The 19,270-nt window shown below is 68.9% G+C and carries 20 protein-coding genes and 1 pseudogene; 10 read left to right on the top strand and 11 right to left on the bottom strand.

Annotated elements, in window-relative coordinates:
• The first annotated feature begins 5 nt into the window (after positions 1–5).
• Genes RMO97_RS04480 through RMO97_RS04470 form a run of 3 tightly spaced genes read left to right on the top strand, consistent with a single transcriptional unit; the run spans position 6 to position 2,508 of the window.
• A complete protein-coding gene (locus RMO97_RS04480) occupies positions 6–680 on the top strand; it encodes a hypothetical protein (protein WP_310539339.1) in 675 nt (224 codons plus the stop codon).
• 8 nt (positions 681–688) lie between these two features.
• Entirely contained in the window at positions 689–1,915 is a 1,227-nt protein-coding gene (locus RMO97_RS04475; RefSeq protein ID WP_310539338.1) for a M48 family metalloprotease, read from the top strand.
• Between the two features lie 2 nt (positions 1,916–1,917).
• A complete protein-coding gene (locus tag RMO97_RS04470; protein WP_310539337.1) occupies positions 1,918–2,508 on the top strand; it encodes a hypothetical protein in 591 nt (196 codons plus the stop codon).
• Positions 2,509–2,545: 37 nt separating this feature from the next.
• On the opposite strand, the gene RMO97_RS04465 is transcribed toward RMO97_RS04470, so the two are convergent.
• Positions 2,546–3,346, bottom strand: coding sequence for a DUF2306 domain-containing protein (locus tag RMO97_RS04465; protein ID WP_310539336.1), 801 nt, complete (start codon positions 3,344–3,346; stop codon positions 2,546–2,548).
• Positions 3,347–3,430: 84 nt separating this feature from the next.
• Between RMO97_RS04465 and RMO97_RS04460 the strand changes: the two genes are divergently transcribed.
• On the top strand, positions 3,431–4,456 hold the full coding sequence (locus RMO97_RS04460; RefSeq protein ID WP_310539335.1) for an AraC family transcriptional regulator: 1,026 nt from the start codon (positions 3,431–3,433) through the stop codon (positions 4,454–4,456).
• Here RMO97_RS04460 and RMO97_RS04455 read toward each other — a convergent pair.
• Complete coding sequence (locus RMO97_RS04455; RefSeq protein ID WP_310539334.1) at positions 4,453–4,875, bottom strand: hypothetical protein; 423 nt, start codon at positions 4,873–4,875, stop codon at positions 4,453–4,455. The genes RMO97_RS04460 and RMO97_RS04455 overlap by 4 nt on opposite strands.
• A gap of 148 nt (positions 4,876–5,023) precedes the next feature.
• On the opposite strand from RMO97_RS04455, the gene RMO97_RS04450 reads away from it, so the two are divergent.
• Positions 5,024–5,968 (top strand): DUF808 domain-containing protein, encoded by a 945-nt coding sequence (locus tag RMO97_RS04450; protein WP_310539333.1) that lies wholly within the window; start codon positions 5,024–5,026, stop codon positions 5,966–5,968.
• A gap of 3 nt (positions 5,969–5,971) precedes the next feature.
• Here the strand turns inward: RMO97_RS04450 and RMO97_RS04445 are convergent, their stop codons facing one another.
• The 5 genes from RMO97_RS04445 to RMO97_RS04425 form a co-directional block, all read right to left on the bottom strand.
• Positions 5,972–6,325, bottom strand: a complete 354-nt coding sequence (locus tag RMO97_RS04445; protein WP_310539332.1) for a YciI family protein — start codon at positions 6,323–6,325, stop codon at positions 5,972–5,974.
• Between the two features lie 118 nt (positions 6,326–6,443).
• Complete coding sequence (locus tag RMO97_RS04440) at positions 6,444–6,854, bottom strand: VOC family protein (protein WP_310539331.1); 411 nt, start codon at positions 6,852–6,854, stop codon at positions 6,444–6,446.
• 97 nt (positions 6,855–6,951) lie between these two features.
• Entirely contained in the window at positions 6,952–8,208 is a 1,257-nt protein-coding gene (locus tag RMO97_RS04435; RefSeq protein WP_310539330.1) for an RNA polymerase sigma factor, read from the bottom strand.
• Positions 8,205–8,576, bottom strand: coding sequence for a YciI family protein (locus RMO97_RS04430; RefSeq protein WP_304783130.1), 372 nt, complete (start codon positions 8,574–8,576; stop codon positions 8,205–8,207). The genes RMO97_RS04435 and RMO97_RS04430 overlap by 4 nt, the downstream gene beginning before the upstream one ends.
• A gap of 95 nt (positions 8,577–8,671) precedes the next feature.
• The gene (locus RMO97_RS04425) at positions 8,672–9,265 is read right to left on the bottom strand and encodes a helix-turn-helix domain-containing protein (protein ID WP_310539329.1); all 594 of its coding nucleotides are present in this window, start codon (positions 9,263–9,265) and stop codon (positions 8,672–8,674) included.
• A 71-nt stretch (positions 9,266–9,336) separates the two neighbouring features.
• Between RMO97_RS04425 and RMO97_RS04420 the strand changes: the two genes are divergently transcribed.
• A complete protein-coding gene (locus RMO97_RS04420; protein WP_310539328.1) occupies positions 9,337–10,524 on the top strand; it encodes a serine hydrolase domain-containing protein in 1,188 nt (395 codons plus the stop codon).
• A gap of 8 nt (positions 10,525–10,532) precedes the next feature.
• Here RMO97_RS04420 and RMO97_RS04415 read toward each other — a convergent pair whose 3' ends face one another.
• The 3 genes from RMO97_RS04415 to RMO97_RS04405 form a co-directional block, all read right to left on the bottom strand.
• Positions 10,533–11,204, bottom strand: a complete 672-nt coding sequence (locus RMO97_RS04415) for a hypothetical protein (RefSeq protein WP_310539327.1) — start codon at positions 11,202–11,204, stop codon at positions 10,533–10,535.
• A gap of 85 nt (positions 11,205–11,289) precedes the next feature.
• Positions 11,290–11,958, bottom strand: a complete 669-nt coding sequence (locus tag RMO97_RS04410) for an HAD family phosphatase (RefSeq protein ID WP_310539326.1) — start codon at positions 11,956–11,958, stop codon at positions 11,290–11,292.
• A gap of 495 nt (positions 11,959–12,453) precedes the next feature.
• Positions 12,454–14,046, bottom strand: coding sequence for an isocitrate lyase (locus tag RMO97_RS04405; protein WP_305338124.1), 1,593 nt, complete (start codon positions 14,044–14,046; stop codon positions 12,454–12,456).
• A gap of 146 nt (positions 14,047–14,192) precedes the next feature.
• Between RMO97_RS04405 and RMO97_RS04400 the strand changes: the two are divergent.
• From RMO97_RS04400 to RMO97_RS04390, 3 genes and pseudogenes are all read left to right on the top strand, one after another.
• Positions 14,193–15,110: pseudogene (locus RMO97_RS04400) on the top strand (ImmA/IrrE family metallo-endopeptidase); the annotation flags it as partial.
• Positions 15,111–15,116: 6 nt separating this feature from the next.
• The gene (locus tag RMO97_RS04395; protein ID WP_310539364.1) at positions 15,117–15,602 is read left to right on the top strand and encodes a DUF2083 domain-containing protein; all 486 of its coding nucleotides are present in this window, start codon (positions 15,117–15,119) and stop codon (positions 15,600–15,602) included.
• Between the two features lie 129 nt (positions 15,603–15,731).
• Complete coding sequence (locus RMO97_RS04390; protein ID WP_310539325.1) at positions 15,732–17,876, top strand: malate synthase G; 2,145 nt, start codon at positions 15,732–15,734, stop codon at positions 17,874–17,876.
• 139 nt (positions 17,877–18,015) lie between these two features.
• On the opposite strand, the gene RMO97_RS04385 is transcribed toward RMO97_RS04390, so the two are convergent.
• Positions 18,016–18,912 (bottom strand): aminoglycoside phosphotransferase family protein, encoded by an 897-nt coding sequence (locus RMO97_RS04385; RefSeq protein ID WP_310539324.1) that lies wholly within the window; start codon positions 18,910–18,912, stop codon positions 18,016–18,018.
• A 110-nt stretch (positions 18,913–19,022) separates the two neighbouring features.
• On the opposite strand from RMO97_RS04385, the gene RMO97_RS04380 reads away from it, so the two are divergent.
• A partial coding sequence (locus RMO97_RS04380; RefSeq protein WP_310539323.1) for an NAD(P)-binding protein occupies positions 19,023–19,270 on the top strand: 248 nt, incomplete at its 3' end.

Genomic DNA, 19,270 nt, shown 5'->3' with positions numbered 1-19,270 from the left:
TCCAGATGAAACGCATCGTTGCGGCGGTGGCCGCGTGCTTGCTGCTGGCCGCCTGCACGACCACCAGCACCCAGCTGGCCTTCAAGGACGCGCCAAAGCCCCCGGCCGGAGCGCGCATCATCCTGTTGCAGCCGGAGGTGCACCTGGCGGTCTTGACCGCGTCGGGCCTCCAGGAGGCGCGCGCCGACTGGAGCCAGCAGGGCGAGGACAACCTGGCGGCCGAGATGTCGGCCTCGCTGAGGGGGCGCGCCCATCAGTTCAATATGATCGATCCGGAAGGCGCGATGGAAGGGCGGACCGGCCAGTTACTGCGGCTCAACGAGGCCGTCACCCGATCCATCCCCTATGGTTACATCCCCACCAAAAAGGGTGCGTTCGACTGGACACTGGGGGAGGGCGCCCGGGCGCTTGGGAGCGCCTATGAGGCGGACTACGCCCTATTCGTCACCGCGCGCGGAACCTATGCCAGCGGCGGTCGCGTCGTGGCCATGATCGGATTGGCGGCCTTGGGGGTGAGCGTTCCCCTGGGAAACCAGTACGCCATGGCGTCCCTCGTGGACCTCAAGACCGGCCGGATCGTCTGGTACAATACTGCGCTTGCGGGCCCCAACGCCGACATGCGCCAGCTGGACGGGGCCAAGCTGCTGGTTACGGCGATGCTCAAGGATGCGCCGCTCTGAGGGCTTCATTGCGTGGCGGGTTACTGGCGGCCGTCGCGGTCGCCAGCCTGGCCGTCGGCTCCGCCGCCCAGGCGCAGCGGCTGGCCGGCGCGCGCCCTGACCTAACCAGCGACGAAGGCGGACTGTGGTCGGTGTCGGACAAGGCGGAGATCGGCGCCCGGCAGTCAGCTGAACTGGACCGCGACCCGGCGCTAAACGCCTATGTACGCGACGTGGCCTGCAAGGTGGCGCGGGACCACTGCGACGACATCCGGGTCTATGTGATGGACCGCCCGTTCTTCAACGCCTCCATGGCGCCCAACGGCTACACCGAGGTGTGGTCGGGAACGCTGCTGCGGGCCGCCGACGAGGCGCAGCTCGCCTTCATCCTGGGTCATGAGATCAGTCATTTCGACCGCAACCACTCGCTGACCTCCTGGCGGCGGAGGAAGTCGACGGCGAACGCCATGATGGTGCTCTCCGTTGGAGTGGCGGTGGCGGGTGCGGCCGCGGCGAGCAGCGCCCACACCTACGACGGGGCAAGCTCGATTATGGATGCGACCCGGGGCCTGATCGACGTGGTCTATCTGGCCGGCATGGCCTCGTTGTTCGGATTTGACCGGACTAACGAGTTGGAGGCCGACCGCCTTGGCCTCGGTCGCGCCGCGCAGGCCGGCTATAGGCCGGCGGCGGCGACCGAGATCTGGCGTGCGCAGATGGACGAGGTCCAGGCGTCGGACTTCAAGCGGGTGCGCAATTCAGGCGCCCGCACCAACATCTTCGCCAGCCATCCGGTGGACGCCGAGCGAATACAGGCGCTGCAGGCCGACCTGAAGGCTCTGCCTGACGCCGGAGCACCCGGCCGCGCCCGGCATCGAGCGGCGATTCGACCGCACCTCGCCGCATGGCTGCGGGATGACCTGAGACGGCGCGACTTCGGCCAGACCCTGCATCTCATCGGCCGGCTGGCCAGAGACGGCGAGGATCTGGGCGTGCTCAACTTCTATCGCGGCGAGGCCTACCGCCAGCGGCGGGGCGATGGGGATCTCACCCTGGCGCGGGAGGCCTATCTGGCCGCGTCGGCCTATCCAGACGCCCCCGTCGCCGTGTGGCGCGAGCTCGGCGATCTGCGGCGCAAGGAAGGCGACCCGGCAAGCGCCAAGGCCGCCTATGACAGCTACCTGACCAAGGCGCCCGCCGCGGAGGACGCTTGGATCGTGCAAGACAGCCTGAACAGCCTGACATCGGGAAAATGACCATGCGTTTTGTAACTCGGCCCCTGGCCGCCGCACTCGTCGCGCTCGCCTTGGCGGGCTGCGCCACCGTGACGGCCGCCCCGGCCGGCCGCTTCCAGGCGGGCGACGGCCAAGAGGTGACCCTGGGCCGCATGTGGTCGGATATCACGCCGATCATGCTCAACAGGGGCAAGAAGGTGCGGGTGCTGTCCATCGACGGGCCCCTGCTGAACGCCCTTTATGTAGGCAGTGGTCTGGTCCCCGGCGACAACATCGTCAGGTCGTATGTGAAGGAGCGCCCGACTCCGCTGATGCGCGCCGGGATGTCGGCCAGCGAGAGGCTGGAATTCGTCTCCGACAGCGTGGCGGCCATGGGCTATCAGCGGGTGGAACTGGTCCGCCCCCGCGCCGCGCTGTTGGGCGGGGCGCCCGGCGTGCGCTTCGACCTGAACGCCAGCACCAGCGAGGGCCTGGAGATCAAGGGCACCGGCATTGTCGCCGAGGTTTCGGGAAAGCTCTACCTGACAGTCTATCTCGCGCCGGCCGAGCACTACTTCCAGGCCAGCCTCCCAGAGGTGGAGTCGATCCTGGCCTCCGCCCGGATCACTGGCTAGCCGCCATACGGGAAGCCGTCGCGACAGAGAGGCTGCCTTAGAGGCGCGGCAGCCACATCCCCATCGCCACCAGCAGGACCCCCGCGGCCGTCGCAACGCTGAGCACCAACAGAAGCGCGGCCATGGCGCCCTTGGCCCACGCGCCGCCCCGCGCTCCAGCCGCCAGGTAGAGCTCCAGGACCGCCAAGGGCAGGAGCACGTGGGCGAAGGCCAGGAAGATGTCGAAGGGGCCGTCGAAGGCGGCCGTGTGCCCCACCGGTCCCCGGTTGGCGGCGAACCACAGCATCATGCCCAGGCGGTAGAACCAGACGGCGTTGATCACCACGAAGAGGCGCAGGGCCCAGCGCCGGTGGCTGACGAAAGCCCGCGCCCGCGCCGTGCGCCAGGCCTGGGCGGCGAAGGTCAGGACCAGGGCGGCGTTGAGGGCGTTGCCGACGGTCATGTAGGTCCCCGCCACCGCGCCGCGGGTCAGGGCGATGAAGAGTCCGCTCGTCGCCGCCACGCCCGCGACGGCGATGAACAGACGTCCGTTCCACCGGTGCAGCCAGGGCGCGCGGGCGCGAATCTGCGGGACCAGCTGCAGCCCCCCGCTGAGGGTGACGATGAAGGCCGTGGCCAGGTGGGCGCCCAGCGCCAGGTTGCCCCTCATGTCGCCCGCGACATAGCCGTGGCCGTCGGGCAGGACCCGGTTCCAACGGCTGAGATCGCCTCCCGCGAGGCCCGCGCCATAGAGGGCGGCGATGTAGACGCCAAAGGCCCCGAGGCCTGCGACCGCGACCGCGTACCAGAGGACCGCCGAGGCCCGCAGCAGCCGTTCGGCTTTCGGCGCGGTGGACATGACTCTACTTTCCTGCCGGTGAAGCTTCCTCGTGCGACCCTAGCGGTGCGCGCCGGAGCGTCGATGACCGCAGGACCCAGACTTGTGACCCCAGGGATCAACCGCACCGACCGGCCCACCGTCTCGGCGGGCTACGCCCAGGCGCTGCTGGACTTCGCGGTGTCGCAGGGGGCGGGGCGGGCCGAGCTGCTGGCGCGGTCGGGGATCGCGCCCGACTCCCTGACCGACCGGGACGATCGCGTGCCGCTGGCGAGCTATGTGGCCCTGATGCGGTCCGCCAAGGCGATCTGCGACGCCCCGGACCTGGGCCTGCGGTTCGGGGCGGGGACGAACTTCGAGGAGGTGTCACTGGTGGGGCTGATCTGCCGCGCCGCCGGGACCATGGGCGAGGCCCTGCAGCAGCTGAACCGCTACCGGCGGCTGATCGCCGAGGTGGACCTGGGGGGTGGCGAGCGGTTCGAACTGGTCCCCCAGGGCGCAGAGCTGTGGCTGGAGGACCGCCGGCCCGACCCGAACGCCTTCCCGGAGCTGACCGAGGAGACCTTCGCCCGGTTTGTTTGCGAGGTGGCGCGCAGCCACGGCGACGTCCCCTTCGTGACGGCGGTGGAGGTGACCCATGCCAGGCCCGCCCATGCCGCGGCCTATGACGCGGTGCTCAGGGCGCCGGTCGTATTCGGTGCCGCGCGCAACGCCCTGCGGATCGAACCGTCCTGGCTGTCTCTGAAGACCCACGGCGCCAACCAGTATGTGTTCGGCATCTTCAACGACCGGGCCCAAGCCCTGATGGCGCGGCTGGAGGCCACCCGCACCGTGCGCGGCGAGGTGGAGCGCCTGCTGTTGCCGCGCCTCCACCTGGGGGCGGCCGGCATGGCGGCGACGGCCAGGGCCATGAACCTCAGCCGCCCGACCCTGTACCGCCGGCTGAAGGCCGAAGGGGTGAGTTTCGACCAGGTGCTGGACGACCTGCGCCAGGATCTGGCCAAGACCTATCTGGCGCGGCTGTCGGTGAACGAGACCGCCTACCTGCTGGGCTTCTCCGACCGCAGCGCCTTTTCGCGGGCCTTCAAGCGGTGGACCGGACAGGGGCCGCGCGGCTGGAAGGACGGCTAAGACCTGCGCAGCACGCCGCTGGCCAGGATGGGCGTGAGCAGGCCCGCCATCAGCAGGGTGTTGGAGACCGCGTTGAGGCCAAAGCCGGTGGCGATGGAGAGGCCTGAATCGATCACGTACCAGACCGCCGCGCTGGCGAGCACGCCGCGCCAGGTCGGGCCGCCTGCCGCGCCCAGCCTGTGAGCCGCGTCGAAGGTCACGAGCAAGGTGAGCGCCCAGCCGAGGGTGACCGCCCCCATCAGCCCCACGGCGAACCGCATCTGGGCGTCGAGGACGAGGTCCTGCGGTCCACTGAGCACGCCGAAGAGCAGGCGGGTCGGACCGCTCGTGACCTCGAACCCGGCCCCGGCCAGGACCAGACCGAACAGGGCGACCGCCCAACCCCAGACCGTCAACCAGTTGCGCCAGAACCTCGACATCGCTTCGCCTCCCGTTTCACCTGGGATCAGACTAGGGGCCGGGCGGAAGCGGCGCCATTACCCGCCAGGTCATGGCCGTGGGGTTTCCGCTTGGAACCTCGGCTGTTTTCACCGATTGGAGGCTGACCATTCTTTGAGGGACTGACCGATGGCTTCCGGCCTTGCCGCGCTGCTGGACGACGTGGCGGCGATCGCCAAGATCGCGGCCGCCTCGGTGGACGACATCGCCGGTGCGGCCGGCAAGGCCGGGTCGAAGGCCGTGGGCGTGGTGGTGGACGACGCCGCCGTGACCCCCGGCTACGCCATGGGGTTCACGCCCGACCGTGAGCTGCCCATCGTCTGGAAGATCGCGCTGGGCTCCCTGCGCAACAAGTTCATCTTCCTGCTTCCCGGCGCCCTGGCGCTCAGCGTCTTCGCTCCCTGGCTAGTGACGCCGCTGCTGATGATAGGCGGGACCTATCTGGCCTTCGAGGCCAGCGAGAAGATTCTGGAGGTCTTCGTGCCTCACGAGGCGGGCGAGGAGCTGGAGGAGCTGGCGCTCAGCTCCACCGAGCTGGAGGACCAGAAGGTGGCCGGCGCCATCCGCACCGACCTGATCCTGTCAGCCGAGATCATGTTCATCGCCCTGGCCGATCTCGCCGACAGGCCCTTCCCGATCCAGGCCGTCGCCCTGGCGGTGGTGGGCCTGGGGATCACCGTGGTGGTCTATGGCGTGGTGGGCCTGCTGGTGAAGATGGACGACATCGGCCTGCACCTGTCGAAGGGCGGCACGCGTACCGGCCAGGCCCTGGGGCGGGGCATGGTGAAGGCCATGCCGTTCCTGCTGTCGGGCCTGGCGACCATCGGCACGGCGGCGATGCTTTGGGTCGGCGGCGGCATTCTGGTCCACGGCCTGGAACACTACGGCTGGATGGAGATCCCGCACCTGGTGGAAGGCCTGTCCCACTGGGCGGCCGGAGCCCCTGGCGTCGGGGCCGTCACCGGCTGGCTTGGCTTCGCGGTGGGCTCGGCGGTGGTGGGCCTGGTGGCCGGGGCGGTGATCGTCGGCATCGTCCACCTGGTGCACAAGGTCCGGGGCGGCTCGGCCCACTGATCCTCAGGCCGAGTGATCGGCCTGCAGGGCGCGGACCTCGATCGGCAGGGTGATGGCCTTGGCGAAGCGGGCGCCCCAGGCCAGGGCGGCGGTCTCGTCGGCGACCTCGATGATCGTGAAGCCGCCGATCTGCTGCTTGGCCTCGACGAAGGGGCCATCGGTGACCTGTACCTCGCCGTCCTGCGGGGTCAGCACCTTGGCGCCCGAGGGTGGCGTCAGGGCCGCGGAGAACACCCGGGCGCCGGCGGCGCTGAGGTCGGCGTTGACCTTGGCCAGGTCCGCCATGATGGGCGCCAGGAATTCCGGTGACGGGGCGGGGCCGTCAGGCTGGATGATGCTGAGCAGGTAGCGGGGCATGGCGGTGTCTCCTGGCGCTGGGCCGGCGCGGCCCTGCAGACTCGACGAACGAGATGAGCCGAACTCGACAACGTCCGGCCTTTTCCTCCCCCGTAAACGGGGGAGGAACGTAGCTGGCTCAGGCCGGCTGTTCGGCCGGCTGGTTGAAGGCCCAGTGGACGCCGAACGGGTCGACCATTGCGCCGTAATAGTCGCCCCAGAACATCACCTGCGGCTCGGAGGTCGGCGTGCCGCCCGCGTCCACGGCGCGCTTCCACCAGCTGTCGAGGTCGGCGACCACCAGCTGCATGGTGAAGCTGTGCGAGGGCTGGTGGGGGTAACCGCTCTCCGGGAAGGCGTCGCTGAGCATCAGGGAGCCGCCGTTGATCTCCAGGTGGATGTGCATGAAGCGCTTGCCGTCCTCGGCGGGCATGCGGCGCAGCTCCCGGGCGCCGAAGGCCTTCTGGTAGAACTCGGTGGCCGCGCCCGCGCCTTCGACACTGAGATAGGGGATGACGCCCGTGAAGACGGGGTCGAGGGTCTGGGTCATATCAAGGCTCCAAGTTCGCGCCCCGGCGGCGCTCCGGTCTCAGGACGAACAGCGCGGCCGCGGTCCGACATCGACGAGCGTTTTCACTGCGTCTGGCTCACGCGCTCCTGGCGCTATCCTCCTGAAGCCGGTCGAGGTGCATGCGGATGTGGGCGGCTTCGGCGGGTGTGTTGGCCAGGGCGATGGCTCGGTTGAAGGCCTCGCGGGCGTCGTCGGCCCGGCCAAGCTGCAGGAGCAGGGCGCCGCGGGCGCCGAAATAGTGGAAGTAGCCGCCCAGGCGATTGGCCAGGGGCTCGATCATGTCCAGCGCCGCCTGGGCCCCGCGCACCTTCGATACCGCCACCGCGCGGTTCAGGGTGATGACCGGGGAGGGGGTCATGATCTCCAGGGTCGCATAGAGGTGGTCGATCTGGGCCCAGTCGGTGTCCTCGTACCGGGCCGCCCGGGCATGCAGGGCGGCGATGGCGGCCTGGACCTGATAGGCGCCCGGTCGGCGGTGGCGCATGGCCTTGTCGATCAAGGCCAGGCCCTCGGCGATGTTGCGCGCGCTCCACAGCGAGCGGTCCTGATCCTCCAGGAGGATCACGTCGCCTGCGGCATCGAAGCGGGCCGCCGCACGGGCGTGCTGCAGGAGCAGCAGGGCGGTCAGGCCCATGATCTCCGGCTCGGCCTGGAACAGGCGCAGCAGCAGGCGGGAAAGCCGGATGGCCTCCTCGCAGAGCGGACTGCGAGCTGCGATCTCCGCCCCGCCCGCCGAATAGCCCTCGTTGAACAGCAGGTAGACCATGGCCGCCACCGCGCCGAGGCGCTCGGAGCGCTCCGCAGCGCCGGGGGTCTCAAAGGGCACGTCGGCGCGGGCGATCTTGGCCTTAGCCCGGGTGATCCGCTGCTCCATGGCGCTCTCGCCCACCAGGAAGGCGCGGGCGATCTGCTTGACGGAAAGCCCCGAGACGATCCGCAGCGCGACGGCGATCTGCTGGGTGGGCTGCAGGTCGGGATGGCAGCAGATGAACAGCAGTCGCAGGATGTCGTCGCGGTAGTGGGCCCCGTCCAGCCGGTCGGCCATCGGGGTTTCCACGTCATCAAGGTCGGAGAGCTGGTCCTCGGGCGGAAGGGCGGTCTGCTTGGCCTGGCGGCGGACCTGGTCGATGGCGGCGTTGCGGCCCACCATGATCAGCCAGGCGGCGGCGTCGCGGGGCGGGCCGTTCTCGGGCCAAGACTTCAGCGCCCGCAGGCAGGCGTTCTGGAAGGCCTCCTCGGCGGTGTCGAGGTCGCGGAAATAGCGCAGCAAGGCGCCGACGGCCTGGGGCCGGGCGGCGGTGATCGCCTGCTCGATCCAGGCCAGGTCGCTCATGCCACGTCGCCCCCCGGCAGGAAGAGGCGGATCGGACGGATCTCATAGCCGCCGCCCGAGCCGGGGTTGGCCTTGGTGAGCTCCTTGGCGGTCTCGATGGCCTCCTCGAGGTCCTTGCACTCCAGGACGTAGAAGCCGAGCAGCTGCTCCTTGGTCTCCACGAAGGGGCCGTCGGTGATCAGGCCGCCCTCGCGGTGCAGGCTGGTGGCCGCGGTGGTGGGCAGCAGGCGCAGGGAGGGGCCCAGTCGGCCCTGGGCGTGCAGCTTCTGGTGGACGACATCAAGGTCGGCCATGACCTTGTCGTCCTCTTCCTGGCTCCAGGAATAGACGATCTCTTCGGAGTTGTAGCAGAGGATGGCGTAAAGCATTTCGGCGTCCCTGATCGAGGCTAGGACGAACGAGTATGCCCTCAGCCGACAGGGGGCCGAAGAATAAAGACGGCGGCCGTCCGGCTGGGGGGCGCCTAGCGCGGCTTGGGCGCGAGCGCCGCGAAGGCTGCGTAGAACACCTCGTCGGGGACCAGGTCCGGGGTCATGAACCGCTGGAACAGCAGGCCCTCGGTCAGGGCGTGGATCACCACCACCAGGACCTCGGGCGGCATGGGGCTGTCTCCGGCCGCCATGATGTCGGCCAGCCAGGCCGCGCCGCCGGCATAGCTCTCGGCGGTGATCTCGCGAACCCGGGCGCGGACCTCTTCGTGGTTGAGGGTGTGGGCCATGCCATTGAGCCGGGCCGGGGCTGCGAGCCGTAGGTCGGGGGCGGCGGCCAGGGTCGCCTGGGCGAAGGCGCGCATGATCTCGGCGAAGCTGGAGCCCGGCGCGATCACCGGCTTGATGGGCGCCCAGTCGGTCTGGGCGATGGCCAGGAACAGATCCTGGCGGTTCCTGAAGTTGCCGTAGATCGCCCCGCTGGTCATGCCGGCGCGGCGCGCGACATCCTCCAGAGTGACCGCCTCGAAGCCCTTCTCGCGGATCAGCTGGCGCGCGGCCTCCATCAGGGCGGCGCGGGTGCGGGCGCGCTTGTCACCCTTGGGCTTGCGACGGGTCTCCTGGTTCATGGGAGGAATCTAGGCGATTGCCAATTAATAGGAAGTCTATTTTATAGGCATCCTATTTTATGGAGTCGGGCATGGACGCGATCGAACAGGCGCTGGGGGCGGTGGTGGCGGCCGGGGACCTCGCAGGCGTCGTCGGCCTGGTCTGGCGCGGCGGGGAGGCCAGGGTCGCCGCCGTCGGCTGGCGCGACATCGAGGCGGGCCTGCCGATGCAGCGGGACTCCATCTTCCGCATCGCCTCGATGTCCAAGCCCATCGTCTCGATGGCCGCCCTGACGATGCTGCAGGAGGGCCGCTTTTCCCTGGAGGACCCGATCTCCCGCGTGGCGCCGGAGTTCCTGGCGATGCGGGTGCTGCGCGATCCGGACGGGCCGTTGGACGACACCACCCCCGCCGACCGCCAGATCACCTTCGAGGACCTGCTGACCCACCGGGCGGGGCTGACCCAGGCGGGCTTCCACACCGGCCCCATCGACGCCGTCCACCGCGAGGTGTTGGGTCCTGATCTCGACAGTCCGCTGTCGCCCGACGCCTGGATCGCGGCGCTCGCCACCCTGCCGCTGATCGGCCAGCCGGGAGCGGCCTTCACCTATGGCCGGTCCACCGATCTGCTGGGCTTGCTGCTGGCCCGCATGGAGGGCGCGCCGCTTGAGGAGGTGTTGCGCCACCGGGTGCTCGAGCCCCTGGGCATGACCGACACCGGCTTCTCCGTGCCGCCGGAGAAGCGCCATCGGCGCGCCGGGCTCTATGGCTTCGACATGGAGGGCAAGTTGAAGAAGCTCCCCGCCGTGCCGGGGGGCGCGGCCCTGCCTGAGCGGCCAGACGACATGGCGTTCGCCTCGGGCGGGGCGGGGCTGTGGTCGACGGTGGACGACTACCTGGCCTTCGCGCGGACCTTCGTAGACGGAGGCCTGCTCTCGCCGCAGACGCTGGCGCTAATGACCACCAACCGGCTGACCGAGGCTCAGCGGCTGGAAACCCAGATGTTCGGCATGCCCACCTTCGGTCCCGGCTGCGGCTTTGGCCTGGGGGTCGCGGTGACGATGGATCCGGCCACCGGCCCGGTGATCCGCGGTAAGGGCGGGGTGGGGACGGTGGGCTGGCCCGGCGCCTATGGCGGCTGGTGGCAAGCCGATCCCACCAACGGCTCGGTGGCCATCCTGCTCATGCACAACATGCTGGAGCTGGAGCAGCTGACCGCCGGCTATGGCCTCGGCGGCTACGGCGCGATCCTGGAGTTCCACGCCCTGGCGACGAGCTAGAACCCGCTCTAGCGGTGTTCGAACCGGACGCGCTGGTAGGTGTTGGGCCCAAACAGCACGGCGGTCAGGAACAGGAAGATGAATTCCGCCGCCAGCAGCCGCCAGGCGCCGGTCTGTTCGGCCACGCTGAAGGCCTCCAGCGCCTCGCGGCCGAAGTACAGCCAGGCCCCGCCCTCGACCACCAGGGCGGCCATGCCCCAGCCGACGGCGTCCAGCACGGCCTTCCCGGCCGTCCAGGCGGCCCGCAGCCGGAAGAGCAGGGCGATCAGCCCGAGCCACCACGGCGCCCACAGCCACCCGGCCAGCATCGCTGAAAGCGGTTTGGCCCAGTCCGGCAAGGCGGCGACCAGGTCGTTGATCAGGCTGCGCGGCGCCTGCGGCTCGAGCATCAGCGCCAGATGCGGGACCGCATAGAGGGCGGCGAACACCAGGAAGAAGGGGGCCATCCAGAACGCCGGCCGTCCATGGACCTTGCGCCAGGCCTTCACCTCGGCCGCCGCCGCCGGGTCCTGACGGGCCTTGGTCGCTCGCCGGGTGGCCTTCTGGCGAGGCGCCGGGTCGGCGGACCTCGGCCGCCGCGCGGCCAGGGCGGCCAGCGCCGCCTTGAGCCGAGCCCACAGCGTCGACAAACCCGAGGGCTCGGGTCCGCTGACCGTCGGTTGGTTCCGTTCGCCGTCCATGCCTTCCCCCCGGAAGCCTCCAGGGCAGGATGTACCAGTCGCCGAACGGCGTCACGCGAGTTGTGGCGTGACCCTGGACGACCAACTACCGCCCAGGCTCACCAACCAGGTCGCGGACCTCATGGAGGTCGAGCACGACAAGGACGCAGAGCTCGCGAATGTCCTCGGTCGGCGCCATCAGATCGGGGACCATGACGGTCATCATGCCGGCCGCCGCCGCCGACCGGACGCCGATGTGGGAGTCCTCGAGGGCCAGGCAGAACCGGGATTCGACGCCGAGCCGTTCAGCGGACTTGAGGAAGGGATCGGGGGCGGGCTTGCCGTTCTCGTAGTCGCCACGGCAAACGATCGCGTCGAACCGCTCGGTCAGGCCGTGCGCGGCCAGGTGACGATCGACCGTCGCGCGGGAGGACGAGGTGGCGATGGCGCGCGGCAGCCCGAGCCGGTCCAGGGCGTCCAGCAGTTCCAGCACGCCCGGCTTCATGGCGGGCCTGTTTTCGGCCACCAGCCAGAAGTGCCGCCGCCATTCGGCGTGGAAGTCCTCGAACCGGAAGTCCTCGCCGAAGTGCGATCGGAACAGGGGCCCGCATTGCGACCGCCGCACGCCGATCGACCCGGTGTAGACCTCGTCCGGAATCGTGCGCCCAGCCTCGGCGGCGGCGGCCAGCAGACCCTCCTGCCAGAGCGCCTCGGTATCGAACAGCAGGCCGTCCATGTCGAAGATCACGGCGCTTGGGCGATGGGGCAAGTTCATGCTGGGTCTCTTCTCCAGGAGCGGCTGAGTTGGCGCCGGCCTTGCGCGCAGGCCAACTGAGCCGCTGCCCGACGGCCCAAACAAAAGCGGCCCGGAATTGTCCGTGATCCTAGACGCCGCCGGTATAGAAGAACATGAACGGCAGGAGAGCGGCGAGAGAAACGCCTGTTGATGCCAACAAGAGCCGCGGCCATCGACGAGTTCCGTTGCAGACCCATGCGCTCGTGGTCAGCGCCATGACCACTAGCGCGGGCCATACGACGTAGAATTCGATCTGGCCGGCGTTCGGGTACCCAAGCACCCCCCGAGCGACGACGCCCTTGATTAGGTCCCAGCCCAGTAGAAACAGGCCGAACCACAGGAGGCCTGCGAGACCTGTCAGTATGTTCGCCAAACGCATAGGCTAAGGTTAGTCCAGTAGCGCGAAATCCCAAAGCAAAACGGCCCGGAGCGTGAGCTCCGGGCCGTCCTGTTGTCGTCCGTAGATCAGGTCGCCTAGGCGAACTGGCCCATGGTGTTGTGGACGCCGCCGGCCTTCAGGGCCGCTTCGCCGGCGAAGTATTCCTTGTGGTCGTCGCCGATGTCGGAGCCCGACATGTTCTGGTGCTTCACGCAGGCGATCCCTTCGCGGATCTCCTTGCGCTGGACGTTCTTCACGTAGCCGAGCATGCCCTGCGACCCGAAGTATTCCTTGGCCAGGTTGTCCGTGGACAGGGCCGCGGTGTGGTAGGTCGGCAGGGTGATCAGGTGGTGGAAGATGCCCGCGCGCTTGGCGCCATCGGCCTGGAAGGTGCGGATGCGTTCGTCGGCTTCCACGGCCAAGTCGGTGGTGTCGTAGTCCACGCTCATCAGCTTGTCGCGGTCATAGGCCGAGACGTCCTTACCGGCCGCCTTGTAGGCGTCATAGACCTGCTGGCGGAAGTTCAGGGTCCAGTTGAAGGACGGGCTGTTGTTGTAGACCAGCTTGGCGTTGGGGATGACGGCGCGGACGCGGTCCATCATGCCGGCGATCTGCTCGACGTGGGGCTTTTCGGTTTCGATCCATAGCAGGTCGGCGCCGTTCTGCAGCGAGGTGATCGAGTCCAGGACGCAGCGGTCTTCACCGGTGCCTTCGCGGAACTGGAACAGGTTCGAAGGCAGACGCTTCGGACGCAGCAGCTTGCCGTCGCGGTTCAGGACCACGTCGCCGTTCTTCATGTCGGCCGGGGCGACTTCTTCGCAGTCGAGGAAGCTGTTGTACTGGTCGCCCAGGTCGCCCGGGGTGGTGGAGACGGCGATCTGCTTGGTCAGGCCGGCGCCGAGCGAGTCGGTGCGGGTGACGATGACGCCGTCTTCAACGCCCAGCTCGAGGAAGGCGTAGCGGCAGGCGCGAACCTTCTGCAGGAAGTCCTCGTGCGGCACGGTGACCTTGCCGTCCTGGTGACCGCACTGCTTTTCGTCGGAGACCTGGTTTTCGATCTGCAGGGCGCAGGCGCCGGCTTCGATCATCTTCTTGGCCAGCAGGTAGGTGGCCTCAGCGTTGCCGAACCCCGCGTCGATGTCGGCGATGACCGGGACGACGTGGGTCTGGTAGTTGTCGACGGCGTCGATGATGGCCTTTTCCTTGGCCTTGTCGCCGGCCGCGCGGGCGGCGTCGAGGTCGCGGAACATGCCGCCCAGCTCACGGGCGTCGGCCTGGCGCAGGAAGGTGTAGAGCTCTTCGATCAGGGCCGGCACCGAGGTCTTCTCGTGCATCGACTGGTCGGGCAGGGGGCCGAATTCCGAACGCAGGGCGGCGACCATCCAGCCCGACAGGTAGAGGTAGCGGCGGTCGGTGGTGCCGAAGTGCTTCTTGATGGAGATCAGCTTCTGCTGGCCGATGAAGCCGTGCCAGCAGCCCAGGGACTGGGTGTACTGCGACGAGTCGGCGTCATAGGCCGCCATGTCCTTGCGCATGATGCCGGCGGTGTAGCGGGCGATTTCCAGGCCGGTCTTGAAGCGGTTCTGGACGCGCATGCGAGCCACGGATTCGGCGTCGATCGCCTCCCACGGACCCTTCTTCGACGAGATGAGCTGGCCCATCTGAATGATATGATCTTGGTACGCCATGTCGGCCTCGATGCCAGGAGTGATGTTGAGCGGGGCAATAGCAGAGCCGTTCACGCCTTGGGGAGAGCCTGCGAGGTCTAGTTGTCGAACTTTACGTGGGCTCTTTGTCATGTTGTAATGTTTCGACAACGGGAATTGTAATTAACATGGCCGCCGAACGCCGCCTCTACGTGGGCCCCAGCCTGCGCCGCCTGCGCCGGGACCTCGGCCTGACCCAGGCCGACATGGCCCGCGACCTGGAGGTCTCGGCCTCCTACGTCGCCCTGCTGGAGCGCAATCACCGGCCGCTGTCGGCCGAGATGCTGCTGCGCCTGGCCCAGACCTACAAGCTGGACATGTCGACCCTGGCGGGGACCAGCGGGGCCGACGAGACCGCGCGGCTGCAGGCGGTGCTGAAGGACCCGATGTTCGCCGACATCGACCTGCCGGCCCTGGAAACCTCCGACCTCACCGGCAACTTCCCCGGCATCACCGAGGCCCTGCTGCGGCTCTACACCACCTATCGCGAGGAGCAGCTGGCCCTGGCTGACCGGGGGGCCGAAACCCACGAGACCGGCGGGGAGGGGAGCGACGCCACCGATCCCGTCGCCGAATCCCGGCGCTTCCTGGCCGCCCGGCGCAACAGCTTCCCCAGCCTGGACGACGCCGCCGAGCGCATCGCCCAGGGGGTCGCCGGACAGGACAACCTGGTGGGCTACCTCAAGGCGCGGCATGGCCTGCGGGTTCGCCGCATGCCCTCGGCCGTCATGGTGGGCTCGATCCGCCGCCTGGACTGGCACCGCAAGGAGATCCTGCTGGACGACGGCCTGGATACGGCCAGCCAGATGTTCCAGCTGGCCCTGCAGCTGGCCTATCTGGAAATGCGCGAGGAGGTGGACGCCGTCCTGGCCGAGGGGACCTTCGTCACCGAAAGCGGCGAGCGCCTGACCCGCCGCGCCCTGGCCAGCTAAGCGGCCGCCGCGGTGATCATGCCCTATTCGGCCTTCGCCCGGGCGGTGGAGGCGAGACGCTACGACGTCGAGGCCCTGGCTCGGCAGTTCGGCGCCAGCTTCGAACAGACCGCCCACCGGCTGACCACCCTGCAGAAGCCGGGACAGGAGCGGGTGCCGTTCTTCTTCATCCGGGTCGATCCGGCCGGCAACGTCTCCAAGCGGCTGGACGGGGCGGGCTTCCCCTTCGCGCGGCACGGCGGGGGGTGTCCGCTGTGGTCGCTGCACCAGGTGTTCAAGACGCCCCGCGAGATCGTCACCCAGTGGCTGGAACTGCCCGACGGCCAGCGGTTCTTCTCCATCGCCCGCACGGTGACGGCCGGCGGCGGATCCTTCGGCAGTCCCCGGGTGGAGCGGGCCATCGCGCTCGGCTGCGCCGCCGAGCACGCCGGCAAGCTGGTCTATACCCAGAACCTGCCGCCGGAGGCCGCGACCCCCATCGGGGTGACCTGCCGCCTGTGCCACCGCACCGAATGCACGGCCCGCTCGGCGCCCCCCATCGGCCGTCAGATCCTGCCCGATGACATCCGCCGCACCAGCCTGCCCTTCGGCTTCTCCGACAGCTGAAACTTGGCCCCTCCCTGAAATTGGGGGCTTCAAAGCCGCGCGCTTCCGTGCAGTAAAGCGGCCGTTGAGTGGGGTGCGTCGCCGGTGCGGCGGGCCCTTGAACGCCCAATCCGAGAGCCCGGTACGCACATGGACATCAGCAGCACCCTGACCGTCGACGACATCCTGCACGCCTTCGTGGAGCAGGAGCTGCTCACCGGGACCGGGGTGGACGCCGCCAAGTTCTGGGGCGCCCTGGAGTCGATCCTGGCCGACTTCACACCGCGCAACGCCGAACTGCTGGCCCGCCGCGACGCCTTGCAGGAAAAGATCGACGCCTGGTGGAAGGCGCGCAAGGGCAAGGATTTCAGCGTCGCCGAGGAGATCGCCTTCCTGCGCGAGATCGGCTACCTGCTGCCCGAGCCCGCCCCCTTCGAGATCAGCACGGTGAACGTCGATCCGGAGATCGCCAAGGTCGCCGGGCCGCAGCTGGTGGTGCCGGTTTCGAACGGCCGGTTTGCGCTCAACGCCGCCAACGCCCGCTGGGGCAGCCTCTATGACGCCCTCTACGGCACCGACGCCCTGGAGCCGCCGACCGGCGGCAAGGGCTATGATCCGGTGCGCGGGGCCAAGGTGGTGGCCTTCGCCCGCGGCCTACTGGACCGCGTCGCGCCGCTCGCGACGGGCTCGCATTCGGACGCCACGAGTTATGTGGTGAAGGACGGCGCCCTGGCGGTCGGCCTGCAGGACGGCGCCACCACCGGCCTGAAGGACGCGGGCCAGTTCGCCGGCTGGCGGGGATCGGCGGACGCGCCGGAGGGCGTGCTGCTGGCCCACAACAGCCTGCACCTGGAGATCCAGATCGACCGCGCCCACAATATCGGCAAGGACGACGCTGCGGGCGTCTCCGACGTGCTGGTGGAGGCCGCGCTCACGGCGATCCAGGACTGCGAGGATTCCGTCGCCGCGGTGGACGCCGAAGACAAGGCGGGCGTCTACCGCAACTGGCTGGGCCTGATGCGCGGCGACCTGTCGGCCAGCTTCCAGAAGGGCGGCCAGACCGAGACCCGGCGCCTCGACGCCGACCGCACCTATGCCTCGGCCAAGGGCGGGGGCCTGACCCTGCGCGGCCGCAGCCTGATGCTGGTGCGCAATGTCGGGCACCACATGCTGCTGGACGCCGTGCGCTTCAACGGCGCGCCGGTGTTCGAGACCGTGGTGGACGCCCTGGTCACCGTCACTGCCGCCCTGCACGACCTGAAGGGCAAGCGTCTCAACAGCCCAGCGGGCTCGGTCTATGTCGTGAAGCCCAAGATGCACGGGCCCGACGAGGTCGCCCTGGCGGTCCGCCTGTTTGATTTGGTGGAGGACGCGCTCGGCCTGGACCGCAACACCGTCAAGCTGGGCATCATGGACGAGGAGCGCCGCACCAGCGCCAACCTGGCGGCCTGCATCCACGCCGCCCGCGAGCGGATCGTGTTCATCAACACCGGCTTCCTCGACCGCACCGGCGACGAAATCCACACCGCCATGGAAGCCGGCCCCGTGGTCCGCAAGGACGCGATCAAGGCCGAGCCCTGGCTGCCGGCCTATGAGAAGCGCAATGTCGAGATCGGCCTGGCCACCGGCTTCCCCGGCAAGGCGCAGATCGGCAAGGGCATGTGGGCCGCCCCCGACCAGATGCAGAACATGCTGGCCACCAAGGTCGGCCACCCCAAGGCCGGCGCCAACACCGCCTGGGTGCCGTCGCCCACGGCCGCCGTGCTGCACGCCCTGCACTACCACGAGGTGGACGTGCCCGGCCTGCAGTCGAGCATGGCGGCCGCCAAGTCCGCCACCGGCCTCGATGACCTGCTGACTCCGCCGCTGGCCCGCTCCAACTGGAACGCCGAGGATATCACCCAGGAACTGGACAACAACGTCCAGGGAATCCTCGGCTATGTGGTGCGCTGGATCGACCAGGGCGTTGGCTGCTCCAAGGTGCCCGACATCCACGACGTGGGCCTGATGGAGGACCGCGCCACCCTGCGGATCTCCAGCCAGCACATCGCCAACTGGCTGCACCACGGCGTCTGCACGCAGGACCAGGTCCGCGAGACCTTCGCCCGCATGGCCAAGGTCGTGGACGGCCAGAACGCCGGCGACGCGCTCTATCAGCCCATGGCCGGAAACCCCGAGAGCGTGGCCTACCAGGCGGCGCTGGAGCTGGTGTTCGAGGGACGGTCGCAGCCCAACGGCTACACCGAGCACATCCTGTCGCGCCGCCGTCGTGAACGTAAGGCGCAGTTGGCTTAGGGCTCCCACGTACCGCTCATCCCCGCGAAAGCGGGGACCCAGGTGTTTTTGGTTTGCTGAGTTCAAACAGCCAGATGCGCGCCGTGACTTGAGCTGGGAGAAAAAGCCTGGGTCCCCGCTTTCGCGGGGATGAGCGGGGTTATGTGTGCTCCCCCACCAAATCCACAATGATTGCCCGGCTCCTCGCCTGCTCCTCCTCGCTCGACCCGGGCAGGCCCGCCGCCACGATCAGCGCCTTCCAGATCGTCCAGCCGCGGCCCCGCGCCCAGGTCCCGGGATCCAGCGGCAAGGCCTCGCGGAACACCGCGCGCGCTTCGCCGTGCAGCAGGGTCCAGGCGATGGCCAGGTCGCAGGCAGGATCGCCGACGCCGAGGATGCCGAAATCGATGACGGCGCTGAGCCTGCCGTCCCTCACCAGAAGGTTGCCGGCCGCCACGTCGCCGTGCAGCCAGACGGGCGGGTTGGTCCATTCGGCCGCCAGGGCCTGGTCCCAGATCGCGAGGGCCGTGGCCCCGTCGATGCTGTCGCCCAGGTCCTCGATCGCCTTGCGGGTCTGGTCGTCATAGGTGGCGAGCGGGCCGCCACGGAAGAAGTTGTGCTGGCCGGCGGCCGGGCCGTCGGTCACGTCGAGGGCCTGCAGCGCCTTCAGGAACTCCGCCAGGTCGCGGGCGAATTGCGGCAGGTCGGGGATACGCTCCAGACTGGCGGTCTCGCCCTCGATCCAGCGATAGACCGACCAAGGCCAGGGATAGCCTTCGCCCGGTTCCCCCAGGCCCACGGGCTCGGGGATCGGCAGGGGCAGATGAGGGGCAAGCCTCGGCAGCCAGGCCTGCTCCTTCTCCACCTGCGCCACATAGGCCCGCGCGCTGGGCAGCCGCACGCTCATCTCATCGCCGAGGTGGAAGGTGGTGTTGTTCTTGCCGCCGAAGACCACCGGGCGGACGGGCAGGTGGGCCCACTGGGGAAACTGGCTGGCCACAAGGCGGCGGACGAGGTCGGCGTCGAACGGAATGCGCTTGGATTTGGTCTCGGTCATGGCGCGATGTTTCCACCCCTGGCCAAGCTTGGCGAGTGCGGCGGCTTGGGGGCTTCCTTTCCCCGCGCGGCATGTGTCTATGCTGCCACGCAACACTTCGAGGATTGGGTATGGCGAACGAACATTTCGACGTGGTGATCGTCGGCGCGGGCCTGTCGGGCATCGGCGCGGGCTACCACCTGCAGGCCAACTGCCCCGACCGATCCTATGTGATCCTGGAGGGCCGCGACGCGATCGGCGGCACCTGGGATCTGTTCCGATATCCGGGCATCCGCTCCGACAGCGACATGTTCACCCTGGGCTACGCCTTCAAGCCGTGGACCCAGGCCAAGGCCATCGCCGACGGCCCCTCGATCCT

The organism is Phenylobacterium sp. (genome assembly GCF_031425575.1).
GTDB lineage: Bacteria > Pseudomonadota > Alphaproteobacteria > Caulobacterales > Caulobacteraceae > Phenylobacterium.
The sequence above is the reverse complement of the archived record's forward strand: the minus strand, read 5'-3'. Positions and strand labels throughout refer to the sequence as shown.

What these genes read in the sequence shown, in the direction of transcription:
- RMO97_RS04415 (WP_310539327.1), bottom strand. Translation starts at nt 11,204, where the DNA reads ATGGACGGCGAACGGAACCAACCGACGGTCAGCGGACCCGAGCCCTCG.
- RMO97_RS04470 (WP_310539337.1), top strand. Translation starts at nt 1,918, where the DNA reads ATGCGTTTTGTAACTCGGCCCCTGGCCGCCGCACTCGTCGCGCTCGCC.
- RMO97_RS04440 (WP_310539331.1), bottom strand. Translation starts at nt 6,854, where the DNA reads ATGACCCAGACCCTCGACCCCGTCTTCACGGGCGTCATCCCCTATCTC.
- RMO97_RS04430 (WP_304783130.1), bottom strand. Translation starts at nt 8,576, where the DNA reads ATGCTTTACGCCATCCTCTGCTACAACTCCGAAGAGATCGTCTATTCC.
- RMO97_RS04410 (WP_310539326.1), bottom strand. Translation starts at nt 11,958, where the DNA reads ATGAACTTGCCCCATCGCCCAAGCGCCGTGATCTTCGACATGGACGGC.
- RMO97_RS04450 (WP_310539333.1), top strand. Translation starts at nt 5,024, where the DNA reads ATGGCTTCCGGCCTTGCCGCGCTGCTGGACGACGTGGCGGCGATCGCC.
- RMO97_RS04465 (WP_310539336.1), bottom strand. Translation starts at nt 3,346, where the DNA reads ATGTCCACCGCGCCGAAAGCCGAACGGCTGCTGCGGGCCTCGGCGGTC.
- RMO97_RS04420 (WP_310539328.1), top strand. Translation starts at nt 9,337, where the DNA reads ATGGACGCGATCGAACAGGCGCTGGGGGCGGTGGTGGCGGCCGGGGAC.
- RMO97_RS04445 (WP_310539332.1), bottom strand. Translation starts at nt 6,325, where the DNA reads ATGCCCCGCTACCTGCTCAGCATCATCCAGCCTGACGGCCCCGCCCCG.
- RMO97_RS04455 (WP_310539334.1), bottom strand. Translation starts at nt 4,875, where the DNA reads ATGTCGAGGTTCTGGCGCAACTGGTTGACGGTCTGGGGTTGGGCGGTC.
- RMO97_RS04425 (WP_310539329.1), bottom strand. Translation starts at nt 9,265, where the DNA reads ATGAACCAGGAGACCCGTCGCAAGCCCAAGGGTGACAAGCGCGCCCGC.
- RMO97_RS04385 (WP_310539324.1), bottom strand. Translation starts at nt 18,912, where the DNA reads ATGACCGAGACCAAATCCAAGCGCATTCCGTTCGACGCCGACCTCGTC.
- RMO97_RS04390 (WP_310539325.1), top strand. Translation starts at nt 15,732, where the DNA reads ATGGACATCAGCAGCACCCTGACCGTCGACGACATCCTGCACGCCTTC.
- RMO97_RS04405 (WP_305338124.1), bottom strand. Translation starts at nt 14,046, where the DNA reads ATGGCGTACCAAGATCATATCATTCAGATGGGCCAGCTCATCTCGTCG.
- RMO97_RS04435 (WP_310539330.1), bottom strand. Translation starts at nt 8,208, where the DNA reads ATGAGCGACCTGGCCTGGATCGAGCAGGCGATCACCGCCGCCCGGCCC.
- RMO97_RS04480 (WP_310539339.1), top strand. Translation starts at nt 6, where the DNA reads ATGAAACGCATCGTTGCGGCGGTGGCCGCGTGCTTGCTGCTGGCCGCC.